Annotated in this window: 6 protein-coding genes; 1 reads left to right on the forward strand and 5 read right to left on the reverse strand. The window is 63.4% G+C overall.

Features of this window, described 5'->3' with window-relative positions:
* The coding region (locus A7X65_RS40290; protein ID WP_208608656.1) for a SpaA isopeptide-forming pilin-related protein at nt 1–1,311 on the reverse strand (1,311 nt) is incomplete at its 3' end.
* Nucleotides 1,312–2,058: 747 nt separating this feature from the next.
* A complete protein-coding gene (locus tag A7X65_RS40300) occupies nt 2,059–2,523 on the reverse strand; it encodes a hypothetical protein (protein WP_063695018.1) in 465 nt (154 codons plus the stop codon).
* 210 nt (nt 2,524–2,733) lie between these two features.
* Here A7X65_RS40300 and A7X65_RS40305 point away from each other — a divergent pair, with 210 nt between their 5' ends.
* A complete protein-coding gene (locus A7X65_RS40305; RefSeq protein ID WP_063695020.1) occupies nt 2,734–3,180 on the forward strand; it encodes a hypothetical protein in 447 nt (148 codons plus the stop codon).
* A 31-nt stretch (nt 3,181–3,211) separates the two neighbouring features.
* Here A7X65_RS40305 and A7X65_RS40310 read toward each other — a convergent pair whose 3' ends face one another.
* From A7X65_RS40310 to A7X65_RS42990, 3 genes are read right to left on the reverse strand one after another with little or no spacing between them, the layout of a single operon-like run.
* Nucleotides 3,212–3,430 (reverse strand): hypothetical protein, encoded by a 219-nt coding sequence (locus tag A7X65_RS40310; RefSeq protein ID WP_063695022.1) that lies wholly within the window; start codon nt 3,428–3,430, stop codon nt 3,212–3,214.
* 48 nt (nt 3,431–3,478) lie between these two features.
* Nucleotides 3,479–3,733 (reverse strand): hypothetical protein, encoded by a 255-nt coding sequence (locus tag A7X65_RS40315; RefSeq protein WP_063695025.1) that lies wholly within the window; start codon nt 3,731–3,733, stop codon nt 3,479–3,481.
* Nucleotides 3,734–3,784: 51 nt separating this feature from the next.
* Nucleotides 3,785–13,573 carry a hypothetical protein gene (locus A7X65_RS42990; protein ID WP_208608657.1) on the reverse strand — a complete coding sequence of 3,263 codons (9,789 nt, stop codon included), beginning with the start codon at nt 13,571–13,573 and terminating at the stop codon, nt 3,785–3,787.
* Nucleotides 13,574–13,656 lie beyond the last annotated feature (83 nt).

Genomic DNA, 13,656 nt, shown 5'->3' on the forward strand with positions numbered 1-13,656 from the left:
CGCATGCGACCACGGGGTGTCGTCGTTGGTCTTGCCGTTGCCGGTCAAGTCCTCATACTTCGTTCCGCTGATCGAGTAGTTCAGGAAGTTTGTGAAGTCGTTGCCGGTGTCGGTTCCGCCACCGCCCGGGTTGTCGACGGTCTGCACCAGCGTGCCTGTCTGCTCGGACCCACCAGGAACGACCTCGTAGATTTTCTTGCCGACGTCAGCCAGCGTCAGGCCGCTGATCTTCCAGTTGCCGCTGGCATCGGTCGTCGTGAAGCGATGATCACCAGCCGTGAAGCCGGCGACRCCATCGTCCTCGATGTAGATCGTGACCGGAGCATAGCTCCAGGCCTTGTCGTCGGCGGACTTGCCGTCGCCGGTAAGGTCTTCAAACTTGCTGCCGCTGATCGAGAAATTCTGGAAGTTGTAGAAATCGACCGATGCGGAGCCGTCGATCGTCACCGTGACGGTTGATGGGTTCGGGTTGGTCCCCAGTTGGGTCCAACCGGATTGCACGACTTCGCGGATGTCATAAGTACCCGCATCCAGCCCGGTGAACGTATATGAACCATTGGCGTCTGTCGTAGTCGACAACTCGCCATTGTCGAGGGTGCCGTTATGATTGTCGTCGATGAAGATCGTCCAACCGACGCCGACTGTTTGGTCACCAGCAGTCCCCAGGTTGCCGTCAGCGTCGATCCACTTGGTTCCGGAAATCGTGGCGTGTGGGGTCGGCGTGTTCGGCCCGATGGTCGCGCCCCATTCTTCAAAACCGCCATTCGACGCGGCGGTGCCGCCAAATGCCGAGTACAGATAGACGTAGGGGCTTGCACCGGCGAACTTCGAGACGGGAATGTAGACGAACAGGTCTCCTTTGCCGCTGCCGGCCGGGGCATCACTTCCCGCATTCAAGCTGACGGTTACGTCGCCACCGGCGTCCATATCGTAGAGCGGGGTGCCCAATGCGCCCAATGTCGCGACATTCCCGGTCGTGGCGGAATAGATCTTGAGGCTTGTCAGGTCGATGATGCCGCTGCTCGAATTCGGTTCGTTCGCATCGAGCTTGAACGCGTAGGAATCAACGCCGTTGACGTTGACGATCTGGAGGCTGGACAGCAGCAAGGCGTTGGTGTGCGACGGCTGCTTGTCGTCCAGCGGGAGCGGGGAAAAATCCGTATTGAAACCTTCTTCCGTCGGATTGTCCTGAATCACCAGGAAGCTGTTGAAAATGCCGGTGCCGGTGGGAGCCAAATCGACCGTTTGAAACACGACGCCGCCGATGGTGGCAGATGAGCCAGATGTCGTCAGATCGTATGTCGTGGTCATGGTCTTCCTCCAAAATAGCTACAATAAAAAAGTCCGAAGCTGCGTGGGAGGAAGCCAGAATGCCACTTTCGGTTGCGCATTAAAAAAGACCGGCTCACGCGAACACGCGTGCCGGCCTACGCAGACCTACGTCGGCAAAAATCAAACAAAATAGCCTCTGCCCAAACAAGCCCAACCGGGAAATTTAAGCAATTCTTAACGATTAAGGCAATGATTTATTGAGTAAATATTCTTGGCGCATTACACACAAATTCGGGAATGTTCGGACATCCCCCTCCTTGCAGGTTGGTGGATACCTTCAGCTTTCCGACGAGAGGAAAGAAAAGTCCTGTCCTCAGCTCGCAATTACGGGCGGTGGGAGCCCCGTTTCCGCAGCCCGGGATTGTGCCGCCCCCTGAAGCTCCCAGGCCCGCTGCAACCGCTCGGGCTGAGTCTCATTCAGCAACCGCCCCCAGGCTGCGCTGAAGGCCTTGACCGCCGTGTCGCGGTCCCGTGCTGCGCCGCTCGCCCAGGCCGGCAGGCCCATCGGGATCACGATGAACCACTCCCACGACCGGTCGGGCTGCCCGCGTCGGCCGCATGACGGATCCTGCCGATCTCTTGGCCTTGCGAGCGGACCGCATAGTGGTCCGGAATGTCAGGCCATTTCGGCCGAATGCTGAGCGTGATGGTGTTATTTATCATCGTAAATGCTTGCGATAACGGAGTTTATGTGGACGCGGCGCCAACGCGCCGCGGACGCGACGGCTAGCTCTTGGGTATCGGCCGCTGCGCCAGCAGCGCATCGGCGCTCTTGATGAGCCCTCCGGCGAGCTGCTTGGCGGCATCCGGCGAGAACGCGTAGCCGGCCTGTCGGTCCAGCCGGTGATTGAGGATGAACAGCACAAGACCGCGACCGCTGGTGTCCGCGGAAATCGTGCAGTTCTTCGGGATCTCGAACCGCACCTCGCTGGCCTTGTCGATCGCGACCGGCTTGATCGGCGCCGCGCCGTCCGCGTCGGGAGCGGCTGTTTCGGCCGGCCCGCCGCCGTTCAAGACCGCCGGCTGCGCACCGCCCCGCACCTTCGTCAGCGCCGCGATCAGGTCGTCGACGCAGTCGACGCCGAATCTCAGCTCCAGCGCGCCGGTATATTTGCCCGTGGTCTGGACGATGACTTCCTTCTTGTCATCCGACATGGTGGCGGTGCTCACCGCCGCAATCCTGATCGCCATTAGCCCAGTGTCCCGCAATTTGGTTGGGGCCTCGCCAGCCCCTGTTGCCCAATTCCGCGCCGACTATACCGCGAGGGGCGGCGGGGGATAGCACCTCCGCCGGTCGCCCGAAGGTCACGCGGCACATCGACCCTGACGCATCCGTCTTGCCGCTTACGCACGAGCGACCTAGGATAAAGCCATGTTACGGTCAACTCGCATTGCAGCACGATGAATATCAATCCCGCCCCCCGGATCATTGCAGAGCTGCGGCCGAAGTACGAGATCAAGATCGACCTCGACGAGCGATGCTTCCTGTTTCCTGCAGGCAAGTCGGTCAGCCAGCTGCTGTTGCAGTCCGACGGCCACACCATCCTTGTCGACGCCGTGTATCCGTTCAACCAGACGCGCACGCCGCCCCGCCTGGTCGCGCTCGATCTCGACGATGCCAGGGAGTTCGGGCGGCGCCTGGTCGAGGCGGTTCATACCGCCCGCACCCAGCTCGTGGGCACGAACGGCATCAGGATATCCATCAACGTGATCGCCAATGGATACCACCTCCAGTTCGGCGACATGAACGCGGCCACCGAACTGTTCCTCGGCACCGGCTGCATCTGGCGCGTCTGCCAGGGCCTGCTCCGGATCGTCGATCTCATCGCGCCGATCGAGTCCAACTGAGGCGGCGCCGTAGCGGGCGACAGCGGCAACTTCAGGACGCGGTCTCCACCAGCGGCTCCAGATAGCTGCGATGAAGCGTCTGCGGATGCTTGTGCCCGTCCAGAATGACCCGCAGCGCGTTCTTGGTGTGAGCAAAGCCGACCACGCGCCCGGTCCGCCCTTCCAGGCGCTTGCTGTGCTTGCCGAGGGATTTCACGCGGAACCGGCTGCCGACCGCCAGGTCCAGCAAGACCGCGTCGTTCTCATTCATGGCGATGAACTCATCATCAATCTCTTCCGGATCGGATCACGCGGCCGGCTACATGCTTCGCTTCTTCGCGAGACCCGCGCAAAGGCGGCGATCCTCTTCCGACATGCCCTGCGGCGTCTCTCCATCCCTGAAATAGGCCAGGATATGCGCAAGCCGGGCCGCATGCTCAACGGTGCTTCGCCTCTTCGCGCGCTGCCAGGCCGTGCGCTGGTGCCCGCTCATCGCGAGCTTCGCGGCAGTTTGCACCTCCATCGACAACACCGAGATCAGCGTGTCGCGATCGACATCGACAAGCGAATTCAACAAAGCCTCTACGTCACGCATTCAGTTCAGTCCACCTCCCGTTGGCGCCGACTACACAAAGATGAAGTCGCCCGCCTTGAGATGCGACGCCACGATGTTCTTGAGCAGAATGGAATCATTGGCATCCAGCGTCACCAGAGTGTCGTTGGGACTGTCCGCCGACGAAGCCCAGGACACGTTCGCGAACTGTCGAACGTCGAGCTTGTCGATGCCCGCCGCGAAATCGGTGATCGTGTGCTGGACCGGCGTCGATGCCGGAGGGGCCGCGAACACGAACTGGTCGCGCCCTCCGCCGCCGGTGAGCACGTCCTGACCACTGGCCGCGAAGATGACGTCGTTGCCGGAGGTGCCCTGCACGGTCGATCCCGTGCCGTTCTGGAAGAAGAAATTCACGGTTTGAGCGGCGCCGGCAATGTCCGACAGCGTCAGTGCCACGTTTTCGGACGCCGGTGGCGTCGGGCCGGGCGTGTAGGTCACGACCGGCGCGGTCGGGACGTTCGGATCGCTGTCGGTCACGTGAATCCCGGTCACGGTGTACACGCCGCTGTTAAAGTTCAGAGCCAGATGGCTGGTATCGATGACGGGCCCGTTGTGATTCCAGGTGACGTTCGTGCCTCCTTGCCCGTCGGAAGCGATCAGGAATGCGGTCGGGTCGTAACTGCCGATCAGCGCGAATGAACCGGTGCCGAACTCGACGTGCAGGCCACCCGAACCGGACACGCTGACGCTCGCAGGAGCAATCCCGACGAGATCAATGGTGTCTCCGAGTGCAAAGCCGGTGACCGAGCCGGTGAAATCGGCGGCGTCGGCAAGTACGAGAGTCCCGGGCGTGCCGGTGATGCCTTTGTCGAAGACAACGTTCGTGTCAGACGCTGCGTTGAACGCCAGGGACGCACCGTAGATGACCGCCGTGCCGCCGCCGGTCACCGCGGTGCCGATGGTCAGGCTGCCGGATTCCACCGCGATCGTTCCGGTGTTGGTGAAGCTCGTCAGGCCCAGAAGCGACGAGGCGCCGTTGCTTTCGATCGTGCCGGCATTCGCGAGCGTCGTGACGCCGGTGACTCCGCTGGCATCGCTGAATTGCCAGTCGGCTCCCGCCTCGTTCGTGAACGTCGCGTTGTAGCCGATGACGATTCCCTCGACGACGCCGGCATTGTCGATGGTGACCGTGCCCGCTCCGGTCGTGGTGACGTCGAGCCCCGCGGTGCCGCCGATCACCGAGCCTGCGATCGTGACACTTACATCGCCGCCGTCGAAACCGAATGCCGCGACACCATAGCGGCCCGCGAACACACGCCCATCGGAGTCGACGATCACCGCAATGTCGCCCGTGCCGTAGTTCACCGCGCGGATGCCGTCGGTTCCTGTCGGCGCGACGATCGTGGCGTGATCGTGAACCAGGACATTGCCGTGAACCGCGTTGTTCGGGGTGTTCTGATTGTTGGGATTGTAGCCGGCCAAGATGCCTGCGGCGGGGTCGGCGGCGACGGTGCCCGTCGGGGTCGTCCCGGAATGGATCGTGCCGGACGCATTCACGAAGACTTCCGTCGTCGCCGGCACCACCACCGAGGGATTGGCGGGATCGGCCGATATCGCCTTGTTCAAGGCCGCGATGCCGGTGCTTCCGGAGGTGATGCTGGTGCTCGCCGAGGTGGTCACATAGACGCTGCCCGGCCCATAGTTCTGGGCGAGAAGACCGACACCCGTACCGTTCGGCGGATTTGTACCGCCGAGCGCCATGATGCTACCCGAGAAGTTGTTGATCGTGACGTCGCCGACACCATAGTTGTACGCCCTGATGCCGTCGCCGGCATCGGCCGTGACGTCGCCGAAATTGTTGACGACGACCTCACCATTGACGGCATAGTTCGCCACGTTGCCCGACAAGGACGGGTTCGTCGTTCCGCCGATATAGCCGGCGAGGATGCCGCCCGGCTGGCCGAATGCAGTCAGTCCGATGCCGGAATGGACCGTGGCCGCATTGGTCACCACGACCGAACTGTTGACGGACGCCGCAATGCTCGTGGCTTCGTTCACGGCGTTGATGCCGGCGCTGCCGAGCTGTGAATCGATGGTATCGCCGACCGAGGTGACGACCGATATGTCGCCCGCATTGGTGCTGAAGGCGAGAATGCCGTAGGCCGAACTCGAGGCGGTGCCCGCCTTGATTGTCGTGCTCGTCGTCGTGTTGCCGTAAACAGTGACGGCAACATCGCCGGTGCCGGCGCCCTCGGCGTGGGCATAGATGCCATGGGAGCCTGCGGTGACGTTGGCGCCGATAGCGTTGTTCACGACGATGTCGCCGTTGCCGTAATCATACGCCTGGAGGCCGAAGCCGGTGGCGGTCACGGTCGCGGCATTGTTGATGAAGACATCGCCGTTCACGAACAGATTCGCATGGGCGCTCGAGCCGCCCAGGAATCCCGCGGAAATGCCGGACGGCGTGCCGCCGCTGTTGGTGGACTGGCTGCCCGAGAGGATCGTGCCGGCCGTGGTGACAGCGATGACGGCGGGTGCCGCTGCTGAAGCCGCGGCGGGATCATTTGCTGATACAGGGTTCGAGCCATTGTTTGCACTGATGCCGGAACTTCCGGCGTTGATCGAGCTCCCCGAAAACGTCGTGATGACGATGTTGCCGGGACCACGGTTGTCCGCACCGATGCCGTAGGGTGCAATGCCGCCACCGGTCGCACCCGAGGCGGGCAACAGCGCCTGGATCGAGACTCCCGTCCCGACAGTGGCCGTGACGTCGCCAATGCCGTAATTGTAGGCGTTGATGCCCGAGCCCCTTGCGGCGAGGATCGTCGGGTTCGGGTTGTTGTGGGGATTTCCGTCGCCGGCCACGTTGACGATCACGTCGCCGTGCACGCTCGAGCTGAACGCGCCGGCGTTGGACGGATTGTAGCCGGCCTGGATCGCCGAAGGCGCGCTGCCGGAATTGTTGTTGCTCGCGCCGGACGAGATGAAGCCCTGCGAGTAGACCGCGACCGTGCTGCCGCTGTTCGCCCCGATCGAGGTCGACTGGTTGCCTGCATTGATGCCGGTACTGCCGGACGTGATCGTCGTTCCCCAGCCGGCATCGACCAGGCTGCTGCCCGTGCCGTAAGTGAAAGCGAAGATGCCGTACTGGGTGAGTCCCTGGTTGGTCGGCGTCGTTCCTGCAGCGGTCGCCGTGATCGACCATCCCGACGCCAGCGTGACCGACGTATTGCCCGAACCATAGTTGGCCGCAAATATGCCGGCGCCGGCCTGCGCCGTGATGTTGCCACGGTCTTCGACCGTGACATCGCCGGTGATCAACGGGTTCGGCGTCGAGGTGTTGTTGTTGAATATGTCGGCGCGAATGCCGGCCGGGCCGGTACCGGCATTGCTCGGATTGCTGCCGCTGTTGATGGTCGAGGAATTATAGACCTGGACGTTGCCCCCTGGGCCGGGTGAGCTCTGCTGCTCGACGGCAAGGATGCCGATCAGCCCCGCATTGATCGTTCCGCCCGTGGTGAGGACGTTGACACCGCCGCTTCCGGTGCTGCGGCCGAAGATGCCGTAGGTGCTGGTGCCGGTCAGCGTGACACCTGATTCCGTGACGGCGTTGACGTTGAAATTGACGTTGACGGTCCCGTTGGTCGTGCTGGCGAAAATTGCGGTTTGCGCGGCGCTGACACTGCCGTAGTCGATGACATCGGCTCCGCCGGTAGAGCTCGAGACGCTGACGCTCAGACCGGCTCCGCCGCTGGAGACGGCAGCGGCGTTGACGATGGCCGCGCTCGCTCCTGCCGTGCTGACGGCGACGCCCGCACCGGCACCCGTCATCGTAATCGGCGCAGTCGACCTGATGGCCACGGCGTAAGCATCCGCGGGCGCAGCATCGGTGGTCGACAAGCTGAAGCCGGTCCCCGTTCCCGAGATCGCATTGGTGACGATGTAGAAGCTGGAGCTTGTCGGCGCCACCGCGTTGAAGGCCGGGTTAACGATCGCGGAAGACGGCGCCAGAATGAAGCGGTCGGGCGACAACATGTAGAAGGTGTTACCGGTCAGGCCCTGGCCTGAGACCTGGAACGTGTAGCTCTGAGTGGCGCCGGTGACCGTCAAGGTCGAGCCGGTCAAATTCAAGCTGGCATCACCCGCAATGTTCGCGCCGGACAGCGTGATGATATCGCCGATATTCGCGAATCCCGCCCCCGCGAAATTAAGCGCGACGTTGGGCTGCAGGGATGCCGGGTTGTCGAAACTCAGCAGGCCCTTGCCGTTGAATCTCAGGGTCGGCGACACCGCGCCGGACCCGGAGAACTGCAACACCGACCGGTCCTCGAGCGTGATGATGCCGCTGCCGGCAATGCTGCTGTAGATCTGCGCGGCACCGTTCGCCAGGAGATCGATGCTTCCCGTACTGGACTGGCTGAAGGAGCTCGCGGACAGGGTGGCAACGCCCGAGATGTTCATTGTCCCGTTGTTGCTGAGACTGCCGCTAACGACATTCTGTCCGTTCAAATTCCACACGCCGCCCACGGCGTTCGTGAAGCTCGACGTTCCGTTCAGCGAAACGTTGCCGTAAATCGTACCGCTATTCGTCACGGCGCCGTGGCTCGACCCCATATTGATCGCGGTATTGCCGGTCGTCCGCGTGAACAGATCGGCCCTGATCGTCCCGGTGTTCGAAACAATGGCGAACTGGCCGCTGTTCGAATTGCCGAGATTGACGACAGGATTGAACGGGGCGCCGGGGGCAGTGACGGTTCCGGAGTTGATGACTGACACGGTGCCGGTCGCGGCGGAGTTGCTCGTGCCGTTGCCGGCGTTGATGCCGATGGCACCGGCATTGATCGCCGCACGATTGTCGATCGTGACACTGCCGCCACCTTGGGCAAACGCGTTGACGCCGGACAGTCCTGCGGCGACCGACCCCGCCAGCAGCGTGGCCTGGATATCCCCAACGCCGAAATTGTAGAGGTTGATGCCGGTCGCGGCTCCACTTACGACCGCAGAGTTGGACAGCACGACCGATCCGTGGACGGCCGCATTGAACTGTCCGTTGCTGCTCCCGTAACCGGCGGAGATGCCCGACGAAATGTTGCCGAACTGGAAGAAATTATAACCCGATGTAACCGACCCGGCGGCATTGATCAGGATCTGGCTGGACGACAGGGCGTTTGCCGGCACCGCATTGGCATTGATGCCGGTGCCGCCGGACACAACATCGCCGGCAGCGGTGATCGAGATATTGCCGCCGCTTGTGTTGTTGGCATTGATACCGGTAACGCCTGCCGTGCCGGACGAGACGGTCGTCCCTGCTTCCACGTTGATGGTCACGGTCGAGGGTCTGGCGGTTCCGGAGACCGACGAACTCGCGTTGATGCCGGATTGTACGCCGGACACCGAGGCACCGGTCCGATCGTAGACGGTGACGTCTCCGTAGCCGACATTATAGGCGACGATGCCAAAAGCCACCCGGGCGGTCACATCGGCATAGTTGTCGACGAGAACGGTTCCGTTCACAGCGGTGTTCGGAGCGCCTGCGGTCGACCAGAACCCTGCGGAAATGCCGCCTGACTGAGCTCCTCCAACCGACAGATGCACCCCGGTCGCGATGCTGCCGCGCGCCGTGACGGTCACGGTCGAATTGAGCGTGGCAATCGCGTTGGCCTGGTTGATCGCCAGGATTCCGTGCGAGCCCGAGAGGATGCTCGTGTTGTCGGCCGTCGTGATTGCGACGTTGCCGCTGCCGAGGCTCACACCGGTGATGCCGTACATATCCCTCGCGACGATCGAACCGGCCAGTTGGTTGATGCTGACGTCGCCGCTTCCGTAATTGAAGCCGCGGATGCCATCTCCACCCGAGGCGGTGATCGCCGCGGAATTGTTGATGAGCACGTTGCCGAAAACACTGGGGTTGACGGTGTTGTTCGTGCCACCCTTGTAGCCGGCCAGAATTCCGGCGGGGCGGCTGCCGTTGCCGGTCAGCTCAAACCCGGAGTGGATCGTGCCGTTGGCCGTGACCGAGATCGTACTCGTGGTGACGCCTGCATTCTGGGGGATCGAGGTCGCCTCGTTGTAGGCGAAGATGCCGACGCCGGCAGAGGTAACGCTCCCGCCGGTCCCCGTCGTGATCGTGATACTGCCCCGGCCCTTCGATTGCGCCTCGATGCCGTACAGTGTCAGGCCCTGAATAATGGCATTCGTGCCGGTCGTGATGAACTCGTTTCCGTTGCCGTTGGTCTGGACGCGAATGGCGTCGTGGCCGCCGGTGACGTTTCCGCTTTGGCTGACGGTAATGTCGCTGTTGTTTGCGGAATTGAGGTTTACGGCAACGATCCCGCTGAACGCGGCGCCGGTTCCCGTCACATTGCCCGATCCGTTGATCAGAATACTGCCCGTGCCCGTCCCGTTCTGCTGGGCAAGGATGCCCCTGCCCGCCTGGCCGACCACCGGTCCCGACGTCGTGACCGTGATCGATCCGGCCGCATTCTGAATCACGGAGATGCCGCTTCCGGCTCCGGTGATCTGACCGGTGGCATTGACGGTCAGGTTTGCGGGATTGCCCGCACTTGCACCGGTTGCATAGAGATCGATCGCATCGCCCGCGCTGCTCGTAACATTGCCGCTTCCGCCGATCGCAACCGGGCCGCTGGCGATCGAAATGGCATTGATCGTCCCGGTGACAGCGGCGCCGATCTGTAACGTGCCGCCGGATCCGGTGAACTCGACGACCCCGCCTGCTGCGGTCATCGGGACCGTGGCACCGCCGCTGGCAACCAGGACAGGCAAGGTCACCGGAACACTGGCGTTGCCTGCCGAATCGACCACACGCACGAAGTACGTGAAACCCGAGCCTCGGACCGTGCTGTCGGTGAAAGTCCACTTTGTCGGACCGTTCCGGACGACGTCCGTCCACGTCGCATTGTCCGTCCCGATTTGCACCTTGTCGCCGAACGCCAGCGTGCCATTCGTCCCCGTCACGGTGATCGCGGTGCTCGTCGAGGACGAGCTTCCGGCAACGGAGGCAATCGTGAGGGATTCTATGGGCGAACCGGTATCGACGACGTAGCCGGCATTGTCGGCGACCGCAGCCGCAGTCAGCACTGCGGCATTGCCCGCGGCATCCGTGATGGTGCCGCCGTTCAGGCTCAGCGCGTTGGCGTCGATGCTGATGCCATTGGCATCGTTCTGCCCGGCCTGGATCGTGTAGGTGAACACCAGCTGGGCGCTGCCGCTGCCGGAGGCGTAAGCTGCCTGCACCGACGTGCCGCCGATGTTCAGTGTCAGCTGCGGCGTCCCGGTCACCGTGACGCTCTCGTTGAACGTCACGGTGACGCTGACAACGTCGCCGGCATTGAGCGTGTTATTTTGCACGCCCGTCGCGCTGGTGATCGCCTCGCTGCTCACCGTCGGGGCGGCCGTATCGACCTTGTAGCTGGCATTGTCGGCCACTGCAGCCGCAGTCAGCACCGCCGTGTTGCCAGCAGCGTCCGTGATGGTGCCGCCATTCAGGCTCAGAGCGTTGGCGTTGATGCTGATGCCGTTGGCATCGTTCTGCCCGGCCTGGATCGTGTAGGTGAATACCAGCTGGGTGCTGCCGCTACCGGAGGAGTAGCTCGCCTGCACCGGCGTGCCGCCGATGTTCAAGGCCAGCTGCGGCGTGCCGGTCACCGTGACGGCCTCGCTGAGCGTGACGGTGACGCTGACAACGTCGCCAGCATTCAGCGTACTGTTCTGCGCGCCCGTTGCGCTGGTGATCGCCTCGCTGCTTACCGTCGGCGCAGCCGTATCGACCTTGTAGCTGGCATTGTCGGCCACCGCGGCCGCGGTCAGCACCGCGGCATTGCCCGCAGCGTCCGTGATGCTGCCGCCGTTCAGGCTCAGTGCGTTGGCGTTGATGCTGATGCCGTTGGCGTCGTTCTGCCCGGCAAGGATCGTGTAGGTGAACACCAACTGGGTGGTGCCGCTGCCTGAGGCGTAGTTGGCCTGCACCGGCGTGCCGCCGATGTTCAGTGCCAGTTGCGGCGTTCCCGTCACCGTGACGCTCTCGCTGAACGACACGGTGATGCTCACGACATCGCCCGCATTGAGCGTGCTGTTCTGCGCCCCCGTCGCGCTGGTGATCGCCTCGCTACTCACCGTCGGGGCGGCCGTATCGACCTTGTAGCTGGCATTGTCGGCCACCGCAGCCGCAGTCAGCACCGCCGCATTGCCGGCCGCGTCGGTGATGGTGCCGCCGTTCAGGCTCAGGGCGTTTGCGTCGATGCTGATGCCGTTGGCGTCGTTCTGCCCGGCCTGGATCGTGTAGGTGAACACCAGTTGGGTGCTGCCGCTGCCCGAGGCGTAAGCCGCCTGCACCGGCGTGCCGCCGACGTTCAAGGCCAATTGCGGCGTGCCCGTCACCGTCACGGCCTCGCCGAACGTGACGGTGACGCTGACCACGTCGCCGGCATTGAGCGTGCTGTTCTGCACGCCTGTTGCGCTGGTGATTGCCTCGCTGCTGACGGTCGGGGCGGCCGTATCGACCTTGTAGCTGGCATTGTCGGTCACCGCGGCCGCGGTCAACACCGCCGCATTGCCGGCCGCGTCCGTGATCGTGCCACCATTCAGACTCAGAGCATTGGCATTGATGCTGATGCCGTTGGGATCATTCTGCCCGGCAAGGATCGTGTAGGTGAACACGAGCTGAGTGCTACCGCTGCCGGAGGCGTAGGCCGCCTGCACCGGCGTGCCGCCGATGTTCAACGCCAGTTGCGGCGTCCCCGTCACCGTGACGCTCTCGCTGAACGTCACGGTGATGCTGACCACGTCGCCGGCATTCAGCGTGTTGTTCTGCACACCCGTTGCGCTGGTGATCGCCTCGCTGCTGACCGTGGGAGCAGCGGTATCGACTTTGTAGCCGGCATTGTCGGCCACCGCAGCCGCGGTCAGAACCGCCGCGTTGCCGGCGGCATCAGTGATCGTGCCGCCGTTCAGGCTCAGGGCGTTCGCGTCGATGCTGATGCCATTGGCATCGTTCTGGCCAGCGAGGATCGTGTAGGTGAACACCAGCTGGGTGCTGCCGCTGCCGGAGGCGTAATTGGCCTGCACCGGCGTGCCGCCGATATTCAGCGCCAGCTGCGGCGTGCCGGTCACGGTGACGCTCTCGCTGAACGACACGGTGATGCTCACGACATCGCCCGCATTGAGCGTGCTGTTCTGCACGCCCGTCGCACTGGTGATCGCTTCGCTGTTCACCGCCAGGGTCGCGGTATCGACCTTGAAGCTSGCATTGTCGGCCACCGCAGCCGCAGTCAGCACCGCCGCGTTGCCGGCGGCATCCGTGATCGTGCCGCCGTTCAGGCTCAGGGCGTTCGCGTCGATGCTGATGCCGTTGGCATCGTTCTGGCCAGCGAGGATCGTGTAGGTGAACACCAGCTGGGTGCTGCCGCTGCCGGAGGCGTAATTGGCCTGCACCGGCGTGCCGCCGATATTCAGCGCCAGCTGTGGCGTGCCGGTCACCGTAACGCTCTCGCTGAAGGACACGGTGATGCTCACGACATCGCCCGCATTCAGTGTGTTGTTCTGCACGCCCGTCGCGCTGGTGATCGCCTCGCTGCTCACCGTCGGAGCAGCCGTGTCGACCTTGAAACTCGGATTGTCGGCCACCGCCGCCGCGGTCAGCACCGCCGCGTTGCCGGCGGCGTCCATGACGGTGCCGCCATTCAGGGTCAGCGCATTGGCGTCGAGGCTGATGCCGTTGGCGTCATTCTGTCCAGCCTGGATCGTGTAGGTGAACACCAACTGAGTGCTGCCGCTGCCGGAGGCGTAAGCCGCCTGCACCGGCGTGCCGCCGATGTTCAATGCAAGTTGCGGGGTGCCAGTCACCGTGACGCTCTCGCTGAACGTCACGGTGACGCTGGCGACGTCGCCGGCGTTCAGCGTGCTGTTCTGCGATCCCGTCGCGCTGG

Origin of the sequence: Bradyrhizobium stylosanthis (genome assembly GCF_001641335.1) — a bacterium.
Classification (GTDB): Bacteria; Pseudomonadota; Alphaproteobacteria; order Rhizobiales; family Xanthobacteraceae; genus Bradyrhizobium; species Bradyrhizobium stylosanthis.